This window comes from Tenacibaculum jejuense, assembly GCF_900198195.1.
Classification (GTDB): Bacteria; Bacteroidota; Bacteroidia; order Flavobacteriales; family Flavobacteriaceae; genus Polaribacter; species Polaribacter jejuensis.
In genome coordinates this window covers 4,476,148-4,501,688 of the sequence record NZ_LT899436.1, presented here as the reverse complement: position 1 = coordinate 4,501,688, position 25,541 = coordinate 4,476,148, and the positions used below count along the sequence as shown (strand labels likewise).

24 protein-coding genes are annotated in these 25,541 nt (G+C 29.9%); 17 read left to right on the top strand and 7 right to left on the bottom strand.

The genetic code is table 11. The features are described 5' to 3' along the window. Positions 1–251: 251 nt before the first annotated feature. On the top strand, positions 252–1,178 hold the full coding sequence (locus AQ1685_RS19730; protein ID WP_095074854.1) for an ABC transporter ATP-binding protein: 927 nt from the start codon (positions 252–254) through the stop codon (positions 1,176–1,178). Here AQ1685_RS19730 and AQ1685_RS19725 read toward each other — a convergent pair. Both AQ1685_RS19725 and AQ1685_RS19720 read right to left on the bottom strand, forming a co-directional pair. Beyond that, entirely contained in the window at positions 1,168–1,617 is a 450-nt protein-coding gene (locus AQ1685_RS19725) for a GreA/GreB family elongation factor (RefSeq protein ID WP_095074853.1), read from the bottom strand. The genes AQ1685_RS19730 and AQ1685_RS19725 overlap by 11 nt on opposite strands. After that, complete coding sequence (locus AQ1685_RS19720; protein ID WP_095075130.1) at positions 1,614–2,720, bottom strand: NAD(P)/FAD-dependent oxidoreductase; 1,107 nt, start codon at positions 2,718–2,720, stop codon at positions 1,614–1,616. Before AQ1685_RS19720 ends, AQ1685_RS19725 begins: the two co-directional genes overlap by 4 nt. Positions 2,721–2,803: 83 nt before the next feature. Here AQ1685_RS19720 and AQ1685_RS19715 point away from each other — a divergent pair, with 83 nt between their 5' ends. The 5 genes from AQ1685_RS19715 (at position 2,804) to AQ1685_RS19695 (ending at position 7,219) form a co-directional block, all read left to right on the top strand. Beyond that, the gene (locus tag AQ1685_RS19715) at positions 2,804–3,286 is read left to right on the top strand and encodes a hypothetical protein (RefSeq protein WP_095074852.1); all 483 of its coding nucleotides are present in this window, start codon (positions 2,804–2,806) and stop codon (positions 3,284–3,286) included. A gap of 105 nt (positions 3,287–3,391) precedes the next feature. Then, complete coding sequence (locus AQ1685_RS19710; protein ID WP_095074851.1) at positions 3,392–4,324, top strand: hypothetical protein; 933 nt, start codon at positions 3,392–3,394, stop codon at positions 4,322–4,324. 136 nt (positions 4,325–4,460) lie between these two features. Beyond that, positions 4,461–5,216, top strand: coding sequence for an SDR family NAD(P)-dependent oxidoreductase (locus AQ1685_RS19705; protein WP_095074850.1), 756 nt, complete (start codon positions 4,461–4,463; stop codon positions 5,214–5,216). Beyond that, the gene (locus AQ1685_RS19700) at positions 5,206–6,078 is read left to right on the top strand and encodes an aldo/keto reductase (RefSeq protein ID WP_095074849.1); all 873 of its coding nucleotides are present in this window, start codon (positions 5,206–5,208) and stop codon (positions 6,076–6,078) included. Before AQ1685_RS19705 ends, AQ1685_RS19700 begins: the two co-directional genes overlap by 11 nt. Position 6,079: 1 nt before the next feature. Then, entirely contained in the window at positions 6,080–7,219 is a 1,140-nt protein-coding gene (locus tag AQ1685_RS19695) for an ATP-binding protein (RefSeq protein ID WP_095074848.1), read from the top strand. On the opposite strand, the gene AQ1685_RS19690 is transcribed toward AQ1685_RS19695, so the two are convergent. Together AQ1685_RS19690 and AQ1685_RS19685 are read right to left on the bottom strand one after the other, a co-directional pair. Continuing rightward, a complete protein-coding gene (locus AQ1685_RS19690; RefSeq protein ID WP_095074847.1) occupies positions 7,216–7,839 on the bottom strand; it encodes a DUF6973 domain-containing protein in 624 nt (207 codons plus the stop codon). The genes AQ1685_RS19695 and AQ1685_RS19690 overlap by 4 nt on opposite strands. A gap of 84 nt (positions 7,840–7,923) precedes the next feature. Further along, positions 7,924–10,050 carry a T9SS type A sorting domain-containing protein gene (locus tag AQ1685_RS19685; RefSeq protein WP_095074846.1) on the bottom strand — a complete coding sequence of 709 codons (2,127 nt, stop codon included), beginning with the start codon at positions 10,048–10,050 and terminating at the stop codon, positions 7,924–7,926. A 214-nt stretch (positions 10,051–10,264) separates the two neighbouring features. On the opposite strand from AQ1685_RS19685, the gene AQ1685_RS19680 reads away from it, so the two are divergent. From AQ1685_RS19680 to AQ1685_RS19665, 4 genes are all read left to right on the top strand, one after another. Continuing rightward, positions 10,265–10,960, top strand: a complete 696-nt coding sequence (locus AQ1685_RS19680; RefSeq protein WP_095074845.1) for a response regulator transcription factor — start codon at positions 10,265–10,267, stop codon at positions 10,958–10,960. Positions 10,961–10,975: 15 nt separating this feature from the next. After that, on the top strand, positions 10,976–12,019 hold the full coding sequence (locus AQ1685_RS19675; RefSeq protein ID WP_095074844.1) for a sensor histidine kinase: 1,044 nt from the start codon (positions 10,976–10,978) through the stop codon (positions 12,017–12,019). A gap of 61 nt (positions 12,020–12,080) precedes the next feature. After that, positions 12,081–13,880: an excinuclease ABC subunit UvrC gene (uvrC, locus tag AQ1685_RS19670; RefSeq protein ID WP_095074843.1), complete on the top strand. Its 1,800-nt coding sequence runs from the start codon at positions 12,081–12,083 to the stop codon at positions 13,878–13,880. After that, positions 13,877–16,075 carry a patatin-like phospholipase family protein gene (locus AQ1685_RS19665; RefSeq protein ID WP_095074842.1) on the top strand — a complete coding sequence of 733 codons (2,199 nt, stop codon included), beginning with the start codon at positions 13,877–13,879 and terminating at the stop codon, positions 16,073–16,075. Before uvrC ends, AQ1685_RS19665 begins: the two co-directional genes overlap by 4 nt. Before the next feature lie 61 nt (positions 16,076–16,136). On the opposite strand, the gene AQ1685_RS19660 is transcribed toward AQ1685_RS19665, so the two are convergent. Both AQ1685_RS19660 and AQ1685_RS19655 read right to left on the bottom strand, forming a co-directional pair. Beyond that, positions 16,137–17,678 (bottom strand): Rne/Rng family ribonuclease, encoded by a 1,542-nt coding sequence (locus AQ1685_RS19660; protein ID WP_095074841.1) that lies wholly within the window; start codon positions 17,676–17,678, stop codon positions 16,137–16,139. A gap of 281 nt (positions 17,679–17,959) precedes the next feature. Then, positions 17,960–18,250 (bottom strand): HU family DNA-binding protein, encoded by a 291-nt coding sequence (locus tag AQ1685_RS19655; RefSeq protein WP_075340504.1) that lies wholly within the window; start codon positions 18,248–18,250, stop codon positions 17,960–17,962. Between the two features lie 142 nt (positions 18,251–18,392). On the opposite strand from AQ1685_RS19655, the gene mutY reads away from it, so the two are divergent. From mutY to AQ1685_RS20550, 7 genes are all read left to right on the top strand, one after another. Next, on the top strand, positions 18,393–19,436 hold the full coding sequence (gene mutY / locus AQ1685_RS19650; protein WP_095074840.1) for an A/G-specific adenine glycosylase: 1,044 nt from the start codon (positions 18,393–18,395) through the stop codon (positions 19,434–19,436). 33 nt (positions 19,437–19,469) lie between these two features. Beyond that, on the top strand, positions 19,470–19,895 hold the full coding sequence (locus tag AQ1685_RS19645; RefSeq protein WP_095074839.1) for a single-stranded DNA-binding protein: 426 nt from the start codon (positions 19,470–19,472) through the stop codon (positions 19,893–19,895). A 19-nt stretch (positions 19,896–19,914) separates the two neighbouring features. Continuing rightward, entirely contained in the window at positions 19,915–21,243 is a 1,329-nt protein-coding gene (gldE, locus tag AQ1685_RS19640; RefSeq protein WP_095074838.1) for a gliding motility-associated protein GldE, read from the top strand. Beyond that, the gene (gldD, locus tag AQ1685_RS19635) at positions 21,236–21,802 is read left to right on the top strand and encodes a gliding motility lipoprotein GldD (RefSeq protein WP_095074837.1); all 567 of its coding nucleotides are present in this window, start codon (positions 21,236–21,238) and stop codon (positions 21,800–21,802) included. Before gldE ends, gldD begins: the two co-directional genes overlap by 8 nt. 11 nt (positions 21,803–21,813) lie before the next feature. Continuing rightward, a complete protein-coding gene (locus AQ1685_RS19630; RefSeq protein ID WP_095074836.1) occupies positions 21,814–22,215 on the top strand; it encodes a hypothetical protein in 402 nt (133 codons plus the stop codon). Between the two features lie 58 nt (positions 22,216–22,273). Further along, positions 22,274–23,566 carry a TPM domain-containing protein gene (locus tag AQ1685_RS20430; protein WP_157730313.1) on the top strand — a complete coding sequence of 431 codons (1,293 nt, stop codon included), beginning with the start codon at positions 22,274–22,276 and terminating at the stop codon, positions 23,564–23,566. A 313-nt stretch (positions 23,567–23,879) separates the two neighbouring features. After that, on the top strand, positions 23,880–24,380 hold the full coding sequence (locus AQ1685_RS20550) for a hypothetical protein (protein ID WP_231970220.1): 501 nt from the start codon (positions 23,880–23,882) through the stop codon (positions 24,378–24,380). Here AQ1685_RS20550 and AQ1685_RS19615 read toward each other — a convergent pair. After that, positions 24,372–25,436 carry a COX15/CtaA family protein gene (locus AQ1685_RS19615; protein ID WP_095074835.1) on the bottom strand — a complete coding sequence of 355 codons (1,065 nt, stop codon included), beginning with the start codon at positions 25,434–25,436 and terminating at the stop codon, positions 24,372–24,374. The genes AQ1685_RS20550 and AQ1685_RS19615 overlap by 9 nt on opposite strands. Positions 25,437–25,541 lie beyond the last annotated feature (105 nt).

Sequence of the window (25,541 nt, the reverse complement as noted above, 5' to 3'; positions counted from 1 at the left end):
ATCTTTATATGAAGTTGTTCATAGTTTTTATCCATGGGGTAAAAATAAACTAAAAGTTTAAGTTTTATTTATTTTTTGATGCTGAATAAATAGATCAAGTGATACATATTATTATAATGACAAAAATACCAATAGCAATTAGTACAGGTGTAAAATTTATCGATTTGCACATATGGCAAAATTAATAAATAGTAGAGTAAAATAGTGGTTCAGATGTCTTTTTTACATGAAAAGAGCTTATTTTTACACTCATGCTACAAGTAAATAACATTACATTTTCATATTCAGAAAAAAAGAAAATTCTTAAGAATATTAGCTTGAAACTTTCAGAAGGTGAACACTTAAGTGTTATGGGTGAAAGTGGATGTGGAAAATCAACATTGTTAAAAGTTATTTACGGATTGTTAGATCTTGATGAAGGAAATATTTTTTGGAAAGATCAAGAAGTTTTAGGTCCGGCTTATCATTTAGTTCCTGGAATGGATTTTTTTAAATACGTTCCTCAAAACTTCGATTTAATGCCTTACATAACAGTTGCAGAAAACATCTCAAAATTCTTATCTAGATTTTATCCAGAAGAGTCTGAAAGAAGAACGAATGAATTGTTAGATGTTATAGAAATGAAAGCGTATGCAAATGAAAAAGTAAAAAACTTAAGTGGAGGTCAGCAGCAACGTGTGGCAATAGCAAAAGCTTTAGCAAAGGAACCAGAATTGTTATTGCTAGATGAACCTTTTAGTCAGATTGATAATTTTAAAAAAAATGCTCTAAGAAGAAATCTTTTTTCGTATTTAAAAAAGAATAAAATTGCTTGTATCGTAGCAACTCACGATGGTAATGATGCTTTGTCATTTTCAGATCAGTTAATTGTAATTCAACACAATGAAATTATAGCTTCCGGAACTCCATCTGAATTGTATCAAAAAAGAAACAACAAATATGTGGCAGCTCTATTTGATGATGTAAACGAAGTTGTAATTAATAATGAAACAAAACTGTTTTACCCACATCAAATAAAGTTTGTAGAAGATTCAGAATTTAAAGTAAAAGTACTTAAGAATTATTTTAAAGGATTTTACTGGTTGGTTGAAGTAACTTACGATAATCAAAGCCTTTTTATTGCTAGTGAATTTGAATTAGAAGTTACATCGGAAAGGTTTATCATTTTTAGAGAATAGATTGTATTGTTATCGAATTTCCATTGAAAACAACTTTATCGCCTTCCTTTTTACCCAAGAATATTCTTCCAATTGGAGAAGAACTAGAGATAATAAAATAATCTTTGTTGTCAACGGTTGTTTTACCTAAGCTTATTGCGATAAAATAATTCATCTTTTCGGTGATAATAACACTACCTAAACGGACTAAATCGTGAGAATTAGCAGTATCAACTTTAGCTAAAGTTTCTTTCATTTGTTGTACGACAGCAATTTGCTGGCTAGCTTTTTCCATTTCTAATTGCAGCATAGCTCGTCCAGTTTCATGCTTGTCACCAGCCGAACTTTTGGTTTCAGAAAGTAATGCTTTTTTGTTTGAACTTATAATTTCTTGAATTGTTCGTTCTCGTTTTTCAACATAAAAAACACATTCTTGATATAGTTTTTCTTTTATACTCATACTAAATCCGCTAATTCTTGTCCGATTAAACTACCAATAGCAACACCCATTCCTCCTAATCGTATTCCGCAAAATACATTTTCTGATATTGGTTTTACAATGCTTTTTTTCTGGTTTCCTATTCCCATAATTCCACTCCATCGATGATCAATTTCAAAAGCGGTATTTGGTAAAATAGTATCTTTTAAAATTTCTTCTAATTTCTTTTGAATCAATTCTGTTAGAGAAAACTCAGTGGTTTCTTCAGTTTTAAAATCTAAATTTCTACCACCTCCAAACAAAATACGATCATTAATATTTCTAAAATAATAATATCCTTTGTCTAAATGAAAAGTTCCTTTAATATGAAGGTTTTTAATAGGCTTTGTAATTAAAACTTGAGCTCTAGCTGGCTTAATATCCTCATTTAATAAAGTTTTAGAAAATCCATTTGTAGCGATAAAAACTTTATTTGAGTTAAAGCTTAGTAAGTTAGTTTTAATATGAACAGCGTTTTTGTGATCTTGAATTTCCTCAACAGTAATATTATTGATGATTTTAACTCCAAGTGATTGAACTTTTTTAAGAAGTTCATGCATCATTTTTCCTGTATCAATCTGGCCTTCATAATTATTTATAATATATTTTTCTTCAATTTTTTTGAAGTTAAAAGTATTGCTTGATGTTGAAAATACGGGAGTATCAAAAACACCTGAAAGTAACTTATTAATTGTTTCTTTTTGAGATAAACAACCATCTAAAAGTTCCTTGTTTTGAAACAATTCAAAACCTTTGTTTTGTTGAAAATCAATGTTTTTATCACCTAAGTTTTTTCGTAATAATTGTAAACCATTCCAACGTTTTTTAACTAAACCCAATACTTCATCTTCTGTATGATTTTGTAAATCATCAACAAGTTCAGATAAACTTCCAAAACAAGCAAACCCAGCATTTTTAGTGCTTGCACCGTGTGGTAAAATACCTTTTTCTACAATTAAAATATTTGATTTTGGAAATTGTTGTTTTAACTGCAAAGCACAATTTAATCCAACAATTCCACTACCAACTATGGTATAGTCTACATTTGTAAACCATTCTTTAATTTCCCAATAACTTAGTTGTATCATGCGTTAAAACTATAAAAAAGGTTTCATTTAAATTTGTACATTGGTATGATCCTTGAAAAAACATTTTGAAAATACATATTATGAAGATAATTAAGACTAAAAAGATAATTTTCCCACTTTTTATTTTAGCAATTGTTAGTTGTGGAAGCTATCAATTTGAAAAAAAACCACCTTTTAAGATTCTATCTGGAACGTACACAAGTTGGGTAGGAGGTGTACGAGGTGTTTCTGGAGTAAACATTAACCTTGTATATTCTTCTGAACAAAAAGTAAAATTTGAACATATCTTTTATCGTGGAAGAAAGGCAACAGTTAGTTACAAGAAAGGTAACGGAAGCGAAACTTCAATATTAGGGCAGTTTAGAAATCAGTCAGATGATTTACAATTACACGATGATCCTAGAAATGAATATGGAAACACAGTTCCAAAAGATGCAGCAAAAGAAGATTTTCCGTTTAAATTAGATGGAAATGAAGTTGTGATAAGTTATATAGAAGATGGTCGGGTAAAGTATTTTAAATACAGTGGGTTAACTCAAGGAAAACAGGTGCTTTTTCAATAGAAAACAAAGCGAAAACACAAAAAAATAAAGCCGTTCGAAAGAGCGGTTTTATTTTTTGGCACACATTTTGAAAATACTTTTTACATAACCGTAAAACTTAAACTTATGAAAACATTAAAATTACTTTTAACGCTATTTGTAGCCGCCACAACTTTAACTTCTTGTGTTGTAAGAAATGAAGAAATCATTGTAGATAATATTGTGCCTACAGAAGCAATTGTTTCTGGTTATGATTTATGGTATGTAGATTTTCATAGAACACAAGGAAGCGCAGAAATTCCATTTTTATCTAAAGCTTTCACAGTTTCTTTTTTAAACGGAAATATGTATGCAAACAATAATATTGTTGACATTGGTCAAACAGGAAATGGTTTAGGAATCAATGTAGGGAGTTATAGAACTTTTGATGATGGAGTGATAGAAACGTTTCATACACAAGATGGTGATTATAGTTTTGAAGTTATAGAATTGAGCAATAATGAAATTCGATTGAATGATTTAAATAATAACGTGAGTTATTTTTTAATAGGATATCAGAGAAATAATTTTGATTATGACAAGTTGTTTTATGACAATATAGAGTTCTTTTTACAAGAATATATTGCTTGGGAAAGAGTAGAAACAAGAAACGGAGCACCAAATCCATTTGATGCTGAGCATTTTTTACAATTTACTCCAGAAAACAATACAACTTTTTATTCGTCTCATGACGCATTTGGCACAAATCTTGCTTCTATTAATTGGGACTTTGTAGGTGGATATACTGTAGACAATATTATAGATTATGACAATCTAAAGTTTTTAACACTAAATTATGACGGAGGAGATACTGAGGAGTTTGAATTGAGCGTTGTAAATGATGGAGAGATAGAATTGTTCCATTTAAATACACAAACAGTATATGTTTTCAGAGGTAGAGGATATATTCAATTCTTAAAAGGAGAAAATGCAAATGGTTCTAAAAAACCAGTAAGGAATAGTAATAGAAAACGTACTAAAATAAAAAGAAAAGAAATTACAAGAAAAGTATTAAAATAAAGTTTGGTTAGTTGATTTTTGGTTGGTTATTCTCAAATAACCAATTAGAGATGCCGCCCCAGGAGGGCGGTTTTTCTCTTTATATAACCTAAGGTTTACATTAAAAGTTTTACTTTTATAGTAAATAATAAAATTTATGTCAACCGTACTAATTACTGGTGCTACATCTGGAATAGGTAAAGCTTGTGCGTATTTATTTGCAGAACAGAATTATAATTTAATTTTATGTGGTAGAAGATCAGAAAAATTAAATGAATTAGAAAAAGAGCTATCAAAACAAACCAAAGTACACACACTTCAATTCGATGTGCGTTTTAGAGAGGATGTTTTTAAAGCTATTGAGAGTATTCCATCAGAATTTAAAGCGATAGATATTTTAATTAATAATGCAGGAAATGCCCACGGATTACATTCAATTCAAGAAGGTAGTTTAGATGATTGGGATGCTATGATTGATGGTAATGTAAAAGGCTTGTTATATGTTTCTAAAGCAATAATTCCAACAATGATAGATAGAAACCAAGGTTTCATTGTAAATATTGGATCTATTGCTGGGAAAGAAGTATACCTGAACGGAAATGTATATTGTGCTTCAAAATTTGCAGTAAATGCGTTAAATAAATCAATGCGATTAGATTTAAATCAATACAACATCCGTGTAAGTGGAATTCATCCAGGTTTAGTAGAAACAGAATTTTCTGATGTTCGTTTTAAAGGAGATTCAGAAAGAGCAAAGCAAGTTTATAAAGGTTACAAGGCACTTCAAGCTGAAGATATTGCAGATATCATTCATTTTGTAGTTACAAGACCATATCATGTAAACATAGAAGATTTAATCGTTTATCCAACTGCACAAGCAAGTGCTACAATGTTAAATAAGAATGAAAACTAAATTATCAGATATTATAATAGGCTGTATGTCTTGGGGTATATGGGGTAAAAACTTCTCGACTAAAGAAATGACCGATCTTATACATTTTTGTGTTGAAGAAGGAAATATTACTTTCGATCATGCAGATATTTATGGTGGATATACAACTGAAGCAGCTTTTGGAAAAGCATTTGCTGAAAGTGGTATAGAACGAGAACAAGTTCAGTTGATATCTAAATGCGGAATTCAATACATCACGGAAGAAAGACCTGATAACAGAGTGAAGTTTTATGATTATTCTAAAGAATATATCATTTGGAGTGTAGAACAATCTTTAAAGAATTTAAAAACAGATTATTTAGATGTTTTACTGTTACACAGGCCAAGTCCTTTAATGCAATCTGAAGAAATTAATGAGGCAGTTGTTAAACTTCAGGAAGAAGGAAAAATTATAGATTTTGGAGTTTCAAATTTTACTGCAAGTCAAATGGAGTTGTTAAAGAAGAAAACTCCATTAACATGTAATCAATTAGAGTTTTCGTTGGTTCAAAACTCAGCAATAGATCAAGGTACTTTAGATTATCTAATTAAAGAAGATATGAAAGTGATGAGTTGGAGTCCTCTAGGAGGTTTCTTTGGTTTAGAAACTGAGCAAGCAGAGAGAGTTCAACAGGTTTTAAAACCAATGTGCGAGAAGTATAATGCAACAAGCGATCAGTTATTATTAGCTTGGATTTTAAAACATCCTTGTAATGTTGCTCCGGTTATTGGTACATCGAATAAAGAAAGAATAAAAATGTCAAATCAAGCTTTACAAATTAATCTAGATTTACAAGATTGGTTCGTGCTTTATGAGGCTAGTAGAGGTCACAAAGTAGCTTAATATGATTAATAAAAGGCTGCTAATTAAGAATTTGCTTTCTCATAATGATGAAAATAGTTTTTACGATAAAAAACAACGACTTTCATTAGGTAGTAAAGAAGGAAAAGCAAAGTTTATAAAACATATATGCGCCTTATCTAATTCTAATCCAGAAAATAATTCATATATCTTAATAGGTATTCGTGATGAAGATAATGAAGTAATAGGTGTTGACTTTTTTGATGATAGTAAAATTCAAAATTTAGTCAACGCCTATTTAATAAATCCACCCAATATTCAATACGAAAACATACCTTTTCCAGGTTTGCCTCGATATAAAGTTATAGGATTAGTTACCATTCATCCTAAAGAGAAAATTTCTCATTTATCTAAGTTTATATGGAAATATCCTAGAGGAACTGTCTTTTACAGAAGAGGAAGTAATTCAATGCCATTGTTGGAAGAATTTAAACTCCCCAACAGTAATAGAGAAATTGTAGAGTCTATTGAGAAAAATGCTAGAAATAATATTGAACTAACACTCGATGGAGTTTTCGATTTTTTTAATAGACACAAAGAGGAATATCATCCGAAATATAAAGTCTTTAAGGAACAATTTGTTTTATGTTGGGCAGGAAAAAAAACAATGGTAAATGAAGAAGAGTTTTATTCTAGAGTTGATATTGAATTAATCAATGAGCAAGTACAGCTTTTCTATTCAGCATTAGATGAAGTAAAAATCAAAATAAACCATCACTCATTTATAATTATTGAATATATAACTTTAGGTTTAGAAAAAGACGAGGTAAAATATCCTTTAGAGAAAACCATTGTTCATTTTAAAAACAACGGAAAGCTAGATATTATCAAAGAGTTTTTATTCGAGCCTCCGACTTACGATAGTAAGATTATTAATCATATTTACGAGAATAGCAATAATATAGTTAACAATATTGAAAATAATATTCCTTTATCTGTAACAGAACATGAAGATGTTCATCGATTACCCAACAACTATTTAATCTGTTATTTAAATGGATTTTTAGATGCTAGAGAACAATTAGAAAAAGCAAAAGATTATATTAAAAATCTAGAAGATAAAACGACTTACATAAAATATAAGGAAGTAAATAGAGTACTTAGAAAAGTAAAATATCATTAATTTCTCTTGTAGTTTGAATCAACCAAACATTTATTGTTTTTCCATTTTCCTTTTAATGAGTTGGATTCAATTAGTTTTCCATCACACATTAAAAACTCGCCTTTTTTGTTTTTCTTGATGACTTTCATTTTGCCTTTTTTAATAGCATTTGCAACTTTATGAATCAAACCAATTTTTGAAGTTTTACAATTTTTTACGGTTAATGTAAGACCAACATCATTGTTAAATAAATCCATTTCAGAAGAAATCTCATCAGGAACAACACCTTCTTCTAATTTTCGCTTCTTATACATTAAATAATTTTCTTTCTCGTGTGCTTTACCAAGAGATCTTGCGGCAGATTTTCCAATTTCCTGACGTAATCTAGCCATCCAATATGCATGTCTAAAGGCATCTACTTGTCCACCAGCATGATCACGATCTAATAAATCAGTTTTTCGAATACTATCTGAAACTCGACTAGCCTCTTTAGAAATTTCCAAAGCTTTTTTTGCTTTAAAAGGATGGAAAACAACCCACCATTTCTTAGGAGAAGAAAGCTTTTTGAAATTTTTGTAATTAGATTGAGAAAATCCAATAGTCACCGATAAAACAAGAATTAGAAAGAAAACTTTTTTCATGAAAAGAAAGATACTATGTTTTTTATAAATGAAAAAGAGAGGCTAAAACCTCTCTTTTCATTACTTTGTTTAAAAGTATATTTCTTATTTTATAATTAATCTTTGTGTAGCTATCTTGTTAGATTCTACTACTTTTAAGATATACATTCCTGAACCAATAGATGAAACATTTACATCCTTTTTAGTTCCAGAAATTGAAGTTTCGTATACTTTCTTACCAATCATATTAAAGATTTGAATGTCTTTTACATCAACAGAAGCAGAAGTAAGAGTGAATGTTTTATTATTTGTTGGGTTAGGATACACTCCAAAACCATCTATTTCATTTTCTATTATAGAAGCTGTAGAATTATCTTTAGGAGTAACTTCAGCCCAGGTAGTAGCAATTCTTAATTCATCAATTTCTATAGTTGGTGTTTCGTTTGTTGAATCCTGTCTTAATATAAAAGTATTGATAAAAGATGGTGCACTAGGATCGTTACCTCCTAAATCTGGAGTAGGTGCAGCTCCTTCAAAAGTCGCACTGTCTGGATTAATCCATAAACTCACTACTTCATTATCTAAATCGTAAGCCATTACGATAAATAATACATCTCCTAAATTATAAGTAGATGTTGTAAAAGGAGGATTTGAACTTTCTGGTCCAAAACCAATATCAAATGTAGTTCCACTAGTGTCTGGATTTGGTCTAACCCATAATCTAGCATCGTAAGATGTTGTAGTTGCTGCTAAACCAGCAAAATAACCTCCGTCAGTTAGGTCAGGACTTCCAGTTTGAAAAGCTGATACTTTTAGTAAGAATGAACTGTAAACTGTACCTGTTGAAATATTAGTGAACTTAGTAAAAGATTCAGCTCCTGAACCATCAAAAATAACTTTATTCCCTTCAGAAGCCTTTAAACCACTATAATCTAAATTTCCAGAAGAAATAACGATATCATCTCCAGAATTTGTACTTTCCCAATTCACTTGATTAGATAAAACAGCAGCATCAGCATAATCAAAAGTTTCAATAAAAGGTAGAGCTTTACAAGTTGGACTAGAAATGTTTCTTGTGAAATCACAACTACTATTGCTAGTATCACCTTTAACGGTGAAAACAATATTTGTTCCTTCAGTAATTCCCGTAATGGTAATTGTACCAGAAGCCATCATTGAAGGATTATCTCCACCTACTGCTCCATTATCAGCAGTTAACGTATATGTAGAAGTTCCTCCTCCTGTAAAATCGATAGAAACATTATAAGTATCTACACCAGAAGTTTCTGCAACACATGACGTAGTAATTGTACTTACTTGTATATCACAAGGAAATCCTACAGTAAAAGAAATTGTTTGATTTACTGGAGTTGATAAAGCATTTCCGGCATTATCAACCAACTCGATAAATACTTCATAAGTAGTTCCTCCCGTAGTAGCAAAAGTGATATCATCTGTATCAAATTTATCAGCCTGAGCTACGCTATTCAATGTCCATTTTATATAACCATCTCCTGAACCACCAGCAGCAACATTAAAATTGTTTACAGAAAATTTAACTGTTGCAATATCAGTAAAAGATATTGTAGATCCGTTTGAAGGAGAACTAATTGTTAATGAAGGTTCTGTAGAAGCTGTTCCAGCGTATGTTCCAACAGGAAATACAGAAGAACAGTCAGCATTTGTTCCAGAGTCGTCACTTTTATCACATCCATCAAGAGCGTTTGGGCCGCTAAATGTCCATTCATTTGGATTAAAAGTAGCACTTGGTCCTTGTCCGTCTTTTCTGTAAGCCCATCCATCAACATAGTCCCAATCTTTACCAGTACCATCTTCACCAATTCTCCCTAATAGATCTTCAACTGTTCCGTTCTTATACAGAATTATTGTATCATCTCCATTAACGTTAATAACATTGTCAACATATTGAGGTGTTACTCCTAAATACTGATTAATGCGAGTATCTTCGAATGATAAGTAAATATATGTACCTGCAGTTATGGCGTCTGCAGGAAAAGTATATTCAGCTCCAGCCGCAGGGTCACCATTTGTTGTAGATTCAATACCATAAATACTTAAATCAGCAATGTTATTTACTGCATATAGTTCGATAGCTTTTGGTGCACCTGAAGGTAAAGGGCCGTCAATAGCTCCAGTTATAATTAAGTCCTGAGAAAAAGCAGAACTAAATAAAAAAGTTAGTAAAAAAGTAAAAAAGTAATTTTTTTTCATATTATCCCGTTTTAAAAAAAATGCTCTCAAAATTAGGTAATTATCCGACTTATAGATAGTTTTTTTAGATTAATTTAATGTTAAGCGTCTGATATTTAATATTTATGTAAAAGGTTTTTGTTAATATTAAATCAACATTAAGTTAAAGTCTCTTTAACTGTTTTTGTTAATTTATCGTTACTTTTGGGTTGTTTTGCACATTAATTATACCAGTATGAATACTAACGATATTAAAATTTTATTAGTTGATGATGAACCAGATATTTTAGAGATTGTTGGATACAATCTAAGATCTGAAGGTTATCAAGTTTTTACAGCAACTAATGGATTGGAAGGGGTTAAAATCGCTAGAAAAATCACACCACATTTAATTTTATTAGACATAATGATGCCTGAAATGGATGGTATCGAAGCTTGTGAGAAAATTAGAGATATTAAACCTTTAGAGAATGTTATAATTTCTTTCTTAACAGCTCGTGGAGAAGATTATTCTCAAGTAGCTGGTTTTGATGCAGGCGCAGATGACTATATCACAAAACCTATTAAACCTAAAGTTTTAGTAAGTAAAGTGAAGTCATTATTAAGAAGACTTAAAACAGATACAGTTTCTGAAGCAACTACTAAGATAGGAGATATTTTAATCAATAGAGATGAGTATGTAGTGTTTAAGGGTGAAGAGAAAATCACATTGCCAAGAAAAGAGTTTGAATTGTTTTCATTGTTAACCTCTAAGCCAGGAAAAGTTTTTAAAAGAGAAACTATTTTAGACAGTGTTTGGGGTAACGAAGTAGTAGTCGGTGGTAGAACTATAGATGTTCATATTAGAAAATTAAGAGAAAAAATAGGAGACCATCATTTTAAAACAGTAAAAGGTGTTGGTTACAAATTTGTCTTAGAAACAGATAAATAATCGAAATATTTATTATTGAATAAATTAAGAAAAACATATCGATACGCGCTTACTTCTGCGCTATATTTAACAGTAATATCAGTTGTTATTGCTGTTTTTTCGTATTTGTCATTTTTTAAATCTTTAGGTTTAGTTGCAATAATAATTTTTGGGATTTTATTATTTACAATCTCATTTTTTGTAATTCAATATAGAGCAGAACATTTTATATATCAACGAGTTAAAAAGTTGTATCAAGATATTTCTATTTTAGATGTACAAGATTTAAAACGAGATAAAATTACAACTGATATAGAGGATTTTACGAAAACTGTTCAAGATTATGTAGAAGATAAAAAAGAAGAGATTGCTAACTTAACTGAAAGAGATTCATTTCGTAGAGATTTCTTAGGGAATGTTGCTCATGAATTAAAGACTCCTCTTTTTACTGTTCAAGGTTATATTTTAACTTTAATCGAAGGAGCTGCTAACGATAAAGTAATTCGAGACAAATATCTAGAAAGAGCAAATAAAGGTGTAGAGCGTTTAACTTCCATAGTGAAAGATTTGGATATGATTGCCAAATTAGAAACCGATGGAATGAAAATGAAAATAGAACCTTTTAATATTATCGAATTAATTCAAACAGTTTTCGATCTGTTCGAAATGAAAGCGAAAAAAAGAAATATTCAATTAGTTTTCGATAAGGTTTATGATTTTCCTCTTTTTGTAAAAGGAGATGTAGAACGAATAGAACAAGTTCTAATTAACTTAATTGTAAACTCTATCAAATATGGTAAAGTTGATGGAATTACTACTGCTAGTGTAGAGTCATACAATGAAAATAAGTTTGTGATTAAGATTTCAGACGACGGAGAAGGAATTAAACAAGAACATATTCCTAGATTGTTTGAGCGTTTCTATCGTGTAGATCAAAGTAGATCTAGAGAACAAGGAGGTTCTGGACTTGGACTTTCCATTGTAAAGCACATTATAGAAGCACATAACGAAACAATTTTACTAAAAAGTACTTTTGGCGAAGGTTCAGAGTTTTCTTTTACTTTAGAGAAAGCAATTTAATTTACTACTACAATTTGTTAGATTCAATTTAATTTAATTGAATAAATTGTATTTTCGTTATATGCCAACAGACTTAGAACTACAAATAAAAACGCTACCCAATTCACCAGGAGTTTATCAATATTTTGATAAAGAAGACACTATTATTTATGTTGGTAAAGCAAAGAATTTAAAGAAACGAGTTTCTTCATATTTTACCAAAAACCATGAGTACGGAAAAACCAGAGTTTTAGTAAAAAAAATAGTGAAGATCGAGCATATTGTCGTCGATACAGAAACAGATGCTTTATTATTAGAGAATAACTTAATAAAGAAATACCAACCACGGTATAACGTGTTGTTAAAAGATGACAAATCGTATCCTTGGATTTGTATTAAAAAAGAACGTTTCCCTAGAATATTCATAACAAGAAGAGTTATTAAAGATGGGTCAGAATATTTTGGTCCGTACACAAGTGTAAAAACAGTACATAACTTACTAGATTTAATAAAACAGTTATATCCTCTTCGTACCTGTAATTACGATCTTAGTGAACCCAAAATACAATCAGGAAAATACAAAGTTTGTTTAGAGTATCATCTTAAAAACTGTAAAGGACCTTGTGAAGCTTATCAAGATGAAGACTCTTATGTTAGTAATGTTAGAGCGATAAGAAATATTATTAAAGGAAATTTTAAAGAAAGTCTTGAAAGTTTGCATAATATTATGATGGATTATGCTGCTGATATGAATTTTGAAGAAGCACAACGTATTAAAGATAAATTAGATTCATTAAAGAATTATCAAGCAAAGTCAACCATTGTAAATCCGAGTATCAATAATGTTGATGTTTTTTCAATTATCTCAGATGAAACTCATGGTTATGCGAATTTCTTTAAAATAATGAATGGTGCGATTGTGCAATCGTATACAACAGAAATCAAGAAAAAGTTAGATGAATCCGATAAAGAACTATTAGAACTTTTTATTGTAGAAACTCGACAGCGATTTAATTCATTATCAAGAGAAGTTTATGTTCCGTTTGAACTCGATTTAGGTGAGAAGATTAAGGTTACTGTACCTAAATTAGGAGACAAAAAGAGAATTGTAGATTTATCATTACGTAATGCAAAATATTACAGACAAGAACAATTCAAACAAATAAAAATTGTAGATCCAGATCGCCATACCAAAAGAATTATGGCACAAATGCAAAAAGATTTACGTTTAAGTCAAGAACCAAGACATATAGAATGTTTTGATAACTCGAATATTCAAGGAACAAACCCTGTAGCAGCTTGTGTAGTTTTTAAAGATGGAAAACCAAGTAAGAAAGATTACCGTCATTTTAATATCAAAACTGTCGAAGGACCAGATGATTTTGCTTCTATGGAAGAAGTTGTTTTTAGAAGGTATAAAAGACTTTTAGAGGAAGATAAACCATTACCGCAATTAATTGTTATTGATGGGGGTAAAGGACAGTTATCATCTGCATTAAAAAGCTTAGATGTTTTAGGATTAAGAGGAAAAATTGCTATTATCGGAATTGCAAAGCGTTTAGAGGAAATTTATTATCCAGGAGATAGTGTTCCTTTGTATTTAGATAAGAAATCAGAATCTCTAAAAATTATTCAATACCTCCGTAACGAAGCCCATAGATTTGGAATCACTTTTCATAGAAATAAGAGGAGTAAGAGTGCAATTCAATCTGAATTAGAACAAATTCCTGATGTAGGTAAGCAAACCATAACCAATTTGCTTCGAAAATTTAAATCAGCAAAAAGAGTGAAAAGTGCTACATTAGAAGAGTTAATAGAAGTAGTTGGAAATGCTAGAGCAAAAAAGGTTTTCGACTATTTCAACACAGAAAAATTGAAATGAAAAAACTACTACTAACATTAATTTTACCATTACTTATTTATGGTCAAGAGCAACCAAAAGTTGGACTAGTTCTCAGTGGAGGAGGAGCAAAAGGTTTTGCTCATATTGGAGTACTAAAAGAGTTAGATAATCTGGGTATCCAAATAGATTATATAGGAGGAACAAGCATGGGAGCCATTATTGGTGGAATGTATGCTTCTGGCTATAGTCCAGAGCAGATAGAACGTATTATTACTGATATCGATTTTTTATCTGTAATTCAAGATAATATATCAAGAGAAGATAAATCATATTTTGAAAAAGCTTTTTTAGAAAAAACTGCTGTAAGCTTACCTATAAAAAACGGAAGTATCGGTTTGCCTTTAGGATTATCTAAGGGTCAAAATGTATTAAACTTTCTTACAGAACTTTTAGCTCCAGTAGATGCTGTAGATGATTTTTCTAAATTACCAATTCCTTTTTTCTGTGTTGCAACAGATACAGAAACAGGAGAAGAGGTTGTTTTAGAAAAAGGATCACTTCCTTTAGCTTTAAGAGCAAGTGCTTCGTTTCCGTCGCTTTTAAACCCTGTTGAAGTTGAAAACCGATTGTTGATGGATGGTGGTGTGGCAAATAATTTTCCTGTGGATAGAATGCAGGAAAAAGGACTAGATATTATTATTGGAGTTAATGTTCAGGGAACTTTATTAAAACGAGAAGAATTATCTTCTGTAGCTTCTTTATTAAGTCAGATTGTAAATTTTCAGATGTATAAGAAGTCAGCCAAACAAGTGAAAAGGCTAGACATTCATATTCATCCTAACATAAATGAATACACAGTCGTATCGTTTGATAAAAAAGGAGAAATTGTAAATGAGGGTGTGAAATCTGTAAAGCCTTATCTTAAAGTCCTTAAAGAGTTAGCTAAACGACAAGTAAACAAAAAAGTAAGGAAAGAAATTACTTATAAAGAAAAACAATTTTTAATAGATAGGATTATTCTTAAAGGAAATAAATACTATACACAAGATTATATTTTAGGAAAGTTGCGCTTAAAGGAAGGAGATTCTGTTTCTTACAGAGACATTTCCAAAAAAGTGAATACACTTACAGCATCAAAAAACTTTCAACGAATAGATTATACATTAAAAAAATCCTTTAAAGGAAAAAAATTAGAAGTAGTTGTAAAAGAAAATGATATTAAGAGTTTTTTAAGCTTAGGTGTACACTACGATCTGTTGTATAAAACAGGAGTTCTTTTAAATTATAATCAGAAAAAAATACTATCATCAAATGACGAAATTTCTTTAGATGTTGTTGTCGGTGATGACATTCGTTACGATTTTCAATACTTTATAGATAACGGTTTTTTACTAAGTTATGGTGTTTCTTCTAGATTTAATTCTTTTGAAACAGATGTGCTTTTCAACGAGAATAATTTGAATAAAATCAATGTAGATTATAGAGATTTTACCAATCGAATTTTCGGTCAAACTATTTTAAATAAAAGAACAGCTTTTGGAATAGGATTAGAGTTTAAAAATTTAAAAATATCTTCAGATACTTTTTTAACAAATAATGAAGAAACAGTATTTGATAGTAGTAATTATGTGAGTTCTTTTGCCTTTCTGAATATAGATACTTACAATAAAAGTATGTTTCCTACAAAAGGGTTTTTGGTAAATGCAAACTTCAAATGGTTTATGTGGTCAAACAGAGATAATAGTCTTAACGATTTTGCAAACGGAAGTGTAGGGTTTAACCAATATTCACAAGTTGATGCGTTGTTTAGTTTTGCAAAAACATTTTGGGAAAAATTTACTTTTTTAAATTCATATCAATTTGGAGCTACATTGGGTGAAGAAGATTCAGAAATTTTCGATTATCGTGTCGGAGGATATAACCAAAATTATATTAATAATTTTATTCCTTTTTACGGTTATGATATTTCTTCATTAACAGATCAGTCGTTCTTAAAATCAGAATTTCATCTACGATACCAGCCTTTTAAGAAGAATTACATCAGTTTTATTGCAAATTATGGTAGAGTAGCAAAAAATGTTTTTAGAAGAGGAGAACTCTTAAAAGACACCAAATCAGGGTATGGTGTAGGTTATGGTTTAGAAACAATAATCGGACCGATTGAATTAAAGTATACATGGTCGCCAGATCACAATGATAAATTTTTACTATTTAATCTAGGTTTTTGGTTTTAAAACAAAAAACCTACCTGAAAATACTTCAAGTAGGTTTTAATTTCTTAATAAGAAAATTGCCTTATTTATTTTTTTTCTTGTAAGAGAAATGGTATTGTAAATACTGATACGCATCTCTAGGTATAATTTTAATCCATTTTTTGTGTCTCAAAAGCCAGTTAAAGCGAATAGATTTTAATAAACCTTTAGTTAAGTAGGCGTAAATGAATGGATGCACATTTAAAGTGATCTCTTTGTATTCTGTTTGGCTATTAACTATTTTATCTAATTCAGCTTCAATTTTATCAATTAAAACGATTGGAGCTTCAACTTCTCCATTTTTATTAGGATTTGGTTCACGAGTTTTAATTTCGAGTTCAGGTCTAACTCGTTGTCTAGTAATTTGAACAAGTCCAAATTTACTTGGAGGTAATATTTTATGCTTTGTTCTATCCAAAGCCATAACTTCTCTAAAGTGTTGAAATAATTTCTGTCTATTTTCAGCAGACTTCATATCAATAAAATCAACAACAATAATTCCTCCCATATCGCGAAGTTGTAATTGTCTAGCTATTTCTGTAGCAGCAATTAAGTTCACTTCTAAAGCAGTTTCTTCTTGATTTTTTGCTTTATTCGAGCGGTTTCCACTATTTACGTCAATTACATGCAGTGCTTCTGTATGTTCAATAACTAAATAGGCACCTTTACTCATAGATACGGTTCTACCGAAGGAAGTTTTAATTTGGCGTTCAATACCGTACTTTTCGAATATTGGAATGTTAGATCTATGGAGCTTTACAATGTTTTCTTTTTCAGGAGATATTTCTTGTAAATACTCCTTAATTTCCAACATTAAACTCTCATCGTTTGTTACAATACTTGTAAAAGAATCATTCATAACATCTCTTAATATAGAAGATGCTCTGTCTAATTCACTTAAAACTTTTGTTGGTGTGTTTGTGTTTGGAATTCTCTTACACAGAGATTTCCATCGGTTAAGTGAATTTTGTAAATCTTTATCAAGCTCTGCTACTTTTTTACCTTCAGCAACAGTACGCAAAATAAGTCCAAACCCTTTTGGTTTAATACTTTTTGCTAGCTTTTTTAAACGCTCTTTTTCTTTATTATCAGTAATTTTTTGAGATACTGATACTCTGTTAGAAAAAGGGACTAATACTAAATATCTACCGGCAATCGATAACTCAGAACTTATCCTTGGGCCTTTAGTAGATATTGGTTCTTTTACAATTTGTACTAATAAATTTTGACCTGATTTTAGTACATTGTTAATGCCTCCATCTTTGTCGATATCATCTTCAAAGCGGAAGTTTTTTAAAGTGAACTCTTTAAATTTACCTGTGCTTACTTTTTTAATAAACTTATTTAATGATTGAACTTGTGGGCCTAAATCATGATAGTGTAAAAAACCATCTTTAGGATAACCAACATTAACGAAAGCAGCGTTTAAACCTGTCATCACTTTCCCTATTTTAGCAAGGAAAATATCTCCAACAGAGAATTTGTTATCGCTTGTTTCTTTATTCAACTCAATAAGTCTACCATCTCTTAATAAGGCAAAATCAATATCAGAAGAATTGGAACGAATAATTAATTCTGTTTTCATCTGAATAAATTTTGTGTTTACGTTAAAAACGAAAACTGATTAAGATTTTAAGCAGGTATTTGTAATACCAGTTTTGAGGATTTTAACCTCAATTTCAAAGAACTTAGTGCTTCTTTTAAGCAAACGAAAAAGTAAGTAGAAACTACTTACTTTTTCTTGTGACGATTTGCTCTTGCTCTTTTTTTCCTTTTGTGTGTAGAGATCTTAGCTCTCTTTCTTTTTTTACCACTAGGCATATTAAAAATGTTTTAAAACTCTTTTATAAAGAGTAGGTTAATATCTTATTTTACTGCAACTTTAGCTTTTACACCTTCTGTGAAAGTCTTAGCAGGCTTGAAAGCTGGAATGTTGTGTGCAGGAATTTTAATTGTAGTGTTTTTAGAAATATTTCTACCTGTTTTTTCAGCTCTTGTTTTGATGATAAAGCTTCCAAAACCTCTTAAATATACATTATCTCCACTCTCTAAAGAATCTTTAACCTCAGACATAAATGCCTCTACAGTCGCTAATACATCTGCCTTCTCTATCCCTGTCTTGTCTGAAATCTTCGATACGATATCTGCTTTTGTCATTGTATATATACTTTTATATTATATGTTGTGAATTTAATTTTACGAGGGTGCAAATATATGATAATTAATCAATTCGTAAAATATTTGTTCTTAAAAAAATCTAAATAAAATACAGTAATTTCGCTAGCACAACTTTAAATTGATGAAATTTAGTAAGGAGCTGATAGACTGGTATTTAAAAAACAATAGAGAATTGCCATGGAGAAAAACCAAAAACCCATATTACATTTGGTTAAGTGAAATCATGTTGCAGCAAACTAGAGTTGCGCAAGGTTTACCATATTATTTAAAGTTTACAGAGGCTTTTCCTACCGTTTTCGACTTGGCAAATGCAGATGAAGAATATGTATTAAAGTTATGGCAAGGATTAGGATACTATTCAAGAGCCAGGAATTTACATTTTACGGCAAAACATATTGCAAATAATTTAGATGGAGAATTCCCAAAAACATATAAAGAACTATTAAAGTTGAAAGGAGTTGGTGATTATACAGCTTCTGCAATAGCTTCAATTTGTTATAATGAGCCTACTGCCGTAGTAGATGGAAATGTGTACAGAGTACTTTCTAGATATTATGGTATAGATACAGCAATAAATTCTACCAAAGGAGTTAAAGATTTTAAAGAGTTAGCCCAACAAGTTATAGATGCTGATAGAATAGGGATTTATAATCAGGCAATAATGGATTTTGGAGCAATTCAATGTAAGCCTAAAAGTCCAGATTGTACAGTTTGTCCTTTAAACACTAGCTGTGTAGCTCTAGAAAAAGATAAGGTTAATATTCTTCCTGTTAAAGAGAAAAAGCTAAAAGTTAAAAAACGATTTTTTAATTATCTCGTTTTGAATACAGACAATAAAACCATCTTGAAAAAAAGAGAAGGTAAAGGAATTTGGGAAGGTTTGTTTGAATTTCCTTTAGTTGAAACTTCAAAAAGTATTGAAGTAGAAGAGTTAATAACTAATATAGATTTTTTAGGCTTTTTTCCAAAGGATGTAAAAATTAAGCTGTTTAATGCTAAAGATATTGTACATAAATTATCGCATCAACATTTACATACAAAATTCTGGATTATTGATAGTGAAACTACAACTGAACAGATTATAAATTGGAGTAATGTTGAAACTTATCCAGTTCCAATTTTGATCCATAAATTTTTAAATGAATACAAAATAAGCAAAAACTAAATTCGTATATTTGAAATTACACAAGTGTAAAAAATGGCAGGAACAATAAATAAAGTAATACTTATTGGTCACTTAGGAGACGAAGTGAAGATGTACAGATTTGATGAAGGTAATGCTGTTGGGCGTTTTCCTTTAGCTACTAATGAAACGTATACAAATCGCCAAACTGGTGAAAGGGTTTCCAATACCGATTGGCATAACGTTGTTGTGAGAAATAAACTTGCAGATCTTTGTGAAAAATATTTGAGTAAAGGAGATAAAGTATATTTAGAAGGAAGGATAAAAAATCGTCAATACGAAGTTGAAGGACAAAAGAGATATACAACTGAAATTCATGTCCAAGAGATGACTTTTTTAAGTACTAAAAAAGAATTAGGTACTCCTAATGAACAACCTCAACCACCTGTACAAAACAATAATCAAAGTACTTCAAGTGAAGATGATGATTTACCATTCTAGTTTAACTAAAATTTAAAAATTGGACCCAGAACCCCATTTTTTACTCATAGCGAGCACTGCTTTTTTAAATTCAATAAGTTTAATAATTTTATTATTTCTTTTAATTTGTTCTGCGTTAATATCGGGAGCTGAAGTCGCTTTTTTTTCGCTATCTCAAACCGAGTTAGATGAACTTTCAGAAAAGAGCAAAGGAAGAAATACTGTAGTTAAACTTTTAGAAAAACCTCAAAAACTTTTAGGAACGATTTTAATTACTAATAATTTCATTAATATTTTAGTGGTTTTAATCTTCGCTTCGTTAGATGAGTTTATGTTTGGTAATATCAATTTCTCTCTAGATTTCGGGTTTTTTATTCTGCCAGCATCAGTAGTAAAGATTATAATTCAAGTAGGTTTAGTAACGTTTTTAATTTTGCTTTTTGGAGAAGTATTGCCAAAAGTGTATGCAAGTAGAAAATCTCTTCAATTTGCTAGTTTTATAGCAAAACCTTTAGATGTTTTAAATGCAGTTTTAAGTCCATTAAGTATTCCGCTTACAAGCGTTACAACTATTATTGAGAGGAAGCTAGGAAATAAAAACAACAACTTATCAGTAGAGCGATTGTCGCAAGCTTTAGAGTTAACTTCAGAAAGTGCTACAACTAAAGATGAACAGAAAATTTTGGAAGGAATTGTAACCTTTGGAAATACTGAGACTGTGCAAATCATGAAGCCAAGAACAGATGTTTGTGCCATATCAAATGCAGATTCTTACGATAAGGTTTTAAGTACTATTTTGAAAAATGGATACTCAAGAAACCCTGTATACGAAGAGAACATTGATAATATCGTTGGTATTTTATATGCAAAAGATTTATTAGCGCATTTGAACAAGCAAAAATTTGATTGGTTGTCTCTATTAAGAAAGCCCTTTTTTGTTCCTGAGAATAAAAAACTAGATGATTTATTAAAAGATTTTCAAGAAAGAAAAAATCACTTGGCCATAGTAGTTGATGAATATGGGGGAACAAGTGGAATTGTTACTTTAGAAGATGTTATTGAAGAAATTGTAGGAGATATTAACGATGAGTTTGATGATGATGACTTAACTTATTCTAAATTAGATTCAAATAATTTTATTTTCGAAGGAAAAGTAACTGTTAGAGATTTGTGTAGAGTTTTAGATGAAGATGAAGATATTTTCGAAGATGATAAAGGAGAAAGTGAAACTCTTGCAGGTTTTATTTTAGAAGTTTCTGGGAAGTTTCCTAGAAAAGGAGAAAAAATAAACTTTAAGAATTATACGTTTACTATAGAGGCTATAGATAGAAAAAGAATAAAACAAGTAAAAGTAACAAGAAATGTATAGGTGTTTATATGGTTTTTTATTGATGATTTTAATGAGTTGCGGAGGAGAAACATTACCAAAACCAAAAGCATATTTGAGCCTGAAATATGCAAAGCCCAACTACCAAAGAATTACAATAGAAAGACCTTATTCTTTCGAAGTCTCTACAGTTGCAAGTGTAAAATCACTTCCTAAAAATTGGTTAAAGATTAGATATCCAGATTTAAAAGCTTCTGTAGATATTACTTATAGACCAGTAAACAATAATCTTAAAGAGCTTTTAATTGAAGCTGAAAAATTAGTTTTTGAGCATACCGTAAAGGCAGATAATATTTCGAATACAGAAGATTATATTAATCCAGAAGAAAAAGTATACGGGAAAATGTATTTTATTTATGGAAATGCAGCTTCGCAAGTACAATTTCATGTTACCGATAGTGTACAACATTTTTTAAAAGCGTCGTTATTCTTCTATTCTAAACCTAATTTTGATAGCGTTTTACCGGCCGTAGATTATATTAAAAAAGATATGGTCAAAATGATGGAGACATTACAATGGAAGAAAAATCTCAATGAGTAATAATTGTTGGTATGAAATTAGAAAATAATGAAAAACTCTTCAAAATTCTGAATCAAATAATTTTAGAAGAACACTACAAAGGAATGATAAGCCCAACAAGTTTTGAATTTCAAAGAGCAGCAAAATCTAATAATATTAGAATAATAGGAGTTTTAAAGGAAGATAATCTGTTTCATCTTAAACACGATTACGTGTTCCCTACGAATTATAGTTTTAGAATTTTTCTTGTATGTCTTTTAGTTGCAATTGTTGTTTTTGCTATTCAAAGTAATTGGTTTCCAATAATTCTTTTTTTTGCTCTAGGCATAGGATTATTAATGAGTTTTAGAGTGAAGGGTGAGAAGCAAAAAGAACTTTTTTTAGAGCGATTTATAGAGACGAAAAAAAGATTATTTAAAGAAGATTATAGTTAAAATTAATTGTTAGGGATATTCAACTATTGGTTATGAATAAGAAAAAAATGATAGTATAATGAAGAGGTTTAAGCTACATCTCATTTGTCATTTTATATTCTTGTTATGTTTTAATTTCATTATTGTTGCTCAAAGTGAAATCCCTATTTTAAAGGAAATAGTTACAGACAACGCTAAAATTTTTACTAACGAGCAAACAGAAAGGTTAAAAGAACAGCTAACATCTTTTGAATCTCAAACAACACATCAAATCGTAGTTCTTACTATAGAAGAACTAAATGGAGAAAGTATTGATGATTTTACACTACATGTTTTTAATAAAAATAAATTAGGTCAAAAAGGAGTAGATAATGGTCTACTTATCTTGTTTTCAAAAGCAGATAAAAAAGTTAGGATTGAAGTAGGTTACGGTTTAGAGTCCATTATAACAGATGCTGTAGCTTCAAGAATTATACGAGAAATATTTATACCAAATTTTAAAGAAGAAAAATACTTTAAAGGAATAAGTAAAGGAGTTTATAAGATCATCGAACTGATTAATAATCCAGAGTATTTAAATGAATTTAATACACCTATTTCGAGTAAAGAAGATGATACAACATCTATTTTTACGAGAATTTATAGCGCTCTTTTTATAGGTCCAATTTTTTTGTTTCTAATCGTATTAATTTTGAATCGAACTATACGAAAAGATAGAAAAATTAGCATACGCGAGTTGTATAAGAACAATCCGAAACGATTTTTAATTTTCTTTGGTTTAAGTATAATGCTAGTAGCATTTTTTATTAAAATAATCATACTGATTTTCTTTCCGCTACTATTTTTAGGCTTCATATCAATTTTTGTATGGTTAGGTGTTATGGTCATATTAAAAGAGGCTTCAAGAAGATCAATAATGATATTTAAAGGTTTGTTTACTGGAAACATAGGTGTATTTACTTTTCCTTTTTATTTACCTACTATACTCATGTTTTTCTTTGGTGGCTTCACTTTTACGCTAGCACCAATTTTAGGAGCCATAGTCATTTTTATACAAACTGTTTTAAAAGAAAATCTCAATGAGTTGTTAGCAGACTTTAAACCGATCTATATTTTGTACTTCTTTATATTTTGTTTTGGGTTATTTTTATTAACGACTTTTATTATTGCATACAGACACGTTCTTAAAAAACAAAAGTTTAGTTTTTCATTTTTTGCATCAAAAGTGGTATTCTCTACGAATATTTCTAGTGGAGGAAGTTCTTCTTATCGTAGAAGCTCCTCTTACAGTTCAAGAAGTTCTTCTTCTAGCAGTAGTTTTTCAGGAGGAGGTGGAAGTTCTGGTGGTGGCGGTGCTAGTGGAAGTTGGTAATTTTAAAATAAACACTATGATAAAACGAATATTTAAAATGCTACTACATGTTTTAATCATTCTGGTTTTGACTATAACGACTCAAGTAGGAGGTTTTATATATTTGTTAACTATTGTATTTTTCAGAAAGAAGAATAGAAAAATTAAAATAACTATTTTTTTAATCAACTATAGTATCTTTTCCTTTTTGATTTTACCTTATTTGTCTCCCTTTTTTGGAAGGGAAAAGATTAAAAATTCCGAATTAATTCAACCCAATTCTTTCGTGTATGTTCTTGCTAATCGGAATTATGTCGTGCCAGAATTAAATTTTGTGTTAGATAGAGTGAGTAAAGAGTTAAGCAAGAAACATAAAGGGATTAAATTGGTATATCTAGATGCTAACTTTCCTTTTTTTGATGGTTTTCCTTTGTTGCCACATTTGAGTCATAACGATGGAAAAAAGATTGATGTTTCTTTAATTTATGAGAAAGATAATGTTGTAACTAATAAAAAGAAATCAGTTACTGGTTATGGTGTTTTTAGTGGACCAAAGAAAAGCGAATACAATCAAATAACAATTTGTAAAAGCAAAGGTTATTGGCAATATGATTTTCCTAAGTATTTGACTTTTGGTAGTATTAATAAAGATATTGAGTTTTCAAAAAAAGGAACAAAATCATTAATAAATACTATTTTAAAACAGAAACAGGTTAGTAAACTCTTTATTGAGCCACATTTAAAAAGCAGATTGGATTTAAAAAATAAAAAAATACGATTTCATGGATGTCAGGCTGTTCGCCACGATGATCATATACATTTCCAATTATACTAATTCTGTAAAAGTAGTTTTTCTACTTTGCATCCATAAGTAAAATTGTAATCCAAATAAAATTGCTCCAGCTAATAAATGTACAGCTTGTGTTCCAATAGGAAATTCAGCATAGTACATTAAAATTCCTGTTATAGTTTCTAGGAAAATTAAAAAGACAATCCAATTAACCAGTTTATAACCTAAATCTTTGATCTGATTTAAGTAAAACATTCCAAAATTAACTAACACAATGGCAATGGTGAAAGACCTGTGAAAGTAAAATTTAAAACTAGGATTCATTAAACTATATTGCTTATTATCAAAACCAAATTGTTTTACTTGTTCATCGATAAACTGTCTTACTTGAGTTCCCATGGCAATTTGAATTACCGAGAAAATTACAGAAAAGATTAAAAGTTTATTGAAAAGCGCATTGTATTTAAAGTTGTTTTTCCTTTCAGAAACGATAAAATGTAAATAGAGTAATATTCCAATAATTAAAAGCCCAACAACCATATGAATGGTAATTATAGTCGGTTTTAAATTAGAATCTACTACGGTTTTTCCAAGCCAAGCTTCAAAGCCCATCAGAAATAAAGCAAAGAAAGATAAAAGAGTAATCGATTTTTTTTCTTTCCAATATTTAATAGAACCCAAGATTAGAAAAATAAAAACGAATCCAGAAAGTACAGAAGCTAATCTGTTAATATATTCCGTCCAAGTGTGATATTTATTAAATTTGGCGTAATCGTGTTTTGTGTACTTTTCCCAATTACTGGCAGCGAAATTTTCAGAAGTTTTAATATCGTTTTGAGCTACAAAAAGAGTTTCATCTTTAACAATGATCATTCCTTTTTTAAACTCCTTATTTGGTTTCCAAGTAATTTGTTCTTCTGAAGTTGGAGGAATTAAATAACCAAAACATTTTGGCCAATCTGGGCATCCCATTCCAGATCCAGTCATTCTAACCACAGCTCCTGCTAAGAAAATAAGATAAACCGAAATAAAAGTGATTTTAGTAATCTTAGGAAATTTAGACTTAAAATAGTGAAGTAAATTATTAATCTTTGACAACATTGACCCTCGGAAAAAAATTTATACAAAGATACGGCAAAACCAAAGAAAAAGTATTTATACTAATATAAGATGTTATTTTAAAATGAATTTAAATTATTCTTTTTT

What these genes read in the sequence shown, in the direction of transcription:
- AQ1685_RS19655 (WP_075340504.1), bottom strand. Translation starts at nt 18,250, where the DNA reads ATGACAAAAGCAGATATCGTATCGAAGATTTCAGACAAGACAGGGATA.
- AQ1685_RS19695 (WP_095074848.1), top strand. Translation starts at nt 6,080, where the DNA reads ATGATTAATAAAAGGCTGCTAATTAAGAATTTGCTTTCTCATAATGAT.
- AQ1685_RS19690 (WP_095074847.1), bottom strand. Translation starts at nt 7,839, where the DNA reads ATGAAAAAAGTTTTCTTTCTAATTCTTGTTTTATCGGTGACTATTGGA.
- AQ1685_RS19705 (WP_095074850.1), top strand. Translation starts at nt 4,461, where the DNA reads ATGTCAACCGTACTAATTACTGGTGCTACATCTGGAATAGGTAAAGCT.
- AQ1685_RS19725 (WP_095074853.1), bottom strand. Translation starts at nt 1,617, where the DNA reads ATGAGTATAAAAGAAAAACTATATCAAGAATGTGTTTTTTATGTTGAA.
- gldD (WP_095074837.1), top strand. Translation starts at nt 21,236, where the DNA reads ATGTATAGGTGTTTATATGGTTTTTTATTGATGATTTTAATGAGTTGC.
- AQ1685_RS19730 (WP_095074854.1), top strand. Translation starts at nt 252, where the DNA reads ATGCTACAAGTAAATAACATTACATTTTCATATTCAGAAAAAAAGAAA.
- AQ1685_RS19710 (WP_095074851.1), top strand. Translation starts at nt 3,392, where the DNA reads ATGAAAACATTAAAATTACTTTTAACGCTATTTGTAGCCGCCACAACT.
- AQ1685_RS19680 (WP_095074845.1), top strand. Translation starts at nt 10,265, where the DNA reads ATGAATACTAACGATATTAAAATTTTATTAGTTGATGATGAACCAGAT.
- AQ1685_RS19615 (WP_095074835.1), bottom strand. Translation starts at nt 25,436, where the DNA reads ATGTTGTCAAAGATTAATAATTTACTTCACTATTTTAAGTCTAAATTT.
- uvrC (WP_095074843.1), top strand. Translation starts at nt 12,081, where the DNA reads ATGCCAACAGACTTAGAACTACAAATAAAAACGCTACCCAATTCACCA.
- AQ1685_RS19715 (WP_095074852.1), top strand. Translation starts at nt 2,804, where the DNA reads ATGAAGATAATTAAGACTAAAAAGATAATTTTCCCACTTTTTATTTTA.
- AQ1685_RS19630 (WP_095074836.1), top strand. Translation starts at nt 21,814, where the DNA reads ATGAAATTAGAAAATAATGAAAAACTCTTCAAAATTCTGAATCAAATA.
- AQ1685_RS20430 (WP_157730313.1), top strand. Translation starts at nt 22,274, where the DNA reads ATGAAGAGGTTTAAGCTACATCTCATTTGTCATTTTATATTCTTGTTA.
- AQ1685_RS19645 (WP_095074839.1), top strand. Translation starts at nt 19,470, where the DNA reads ATGGCAGGAACAATAAATAAAGTAATACTTATTGGTCACTTAGGAGAC.
- mutY (WP_095074840.1), top strand. Translation starts at nt 18,393, where the DNA reads ATGAAATTTAGTAAGGAGCTGATAGACTGGTATTTAAAAAACAATAGA.
- AQ1685_RS19665 (WP_095074842.1), top strand. Translation starts at nt 13,877, where the DNA reads ATGAAAAAACTACTACTAACATTAATTTTACCATTACTTATTTATGGT.
- AQ1685_RS19660 (WP_095074841.1), bottom strand. Translation starts at nt 17,678, where the DNA reads ATGAAAACAGAATTAATTATTCGTTCCAATTCTTCTGATATTGATTTT.
- AQ1685_RS19700 (WP_095074849.1), top strand. Translation starts at nt 5,206, where the DNA reads ATGAAAACTAAATTATCAGATATTATAATAGGCTGTATGTCTTGGGGT.
- AQ1685_RS19685 (WP_095074846.1), bottom strand. Translation starts at nt 10,050, where the DNA reads ATGAAAAAAAATTACTTTTTTACTTTTTTACTAACTTTTTTATTTAGT.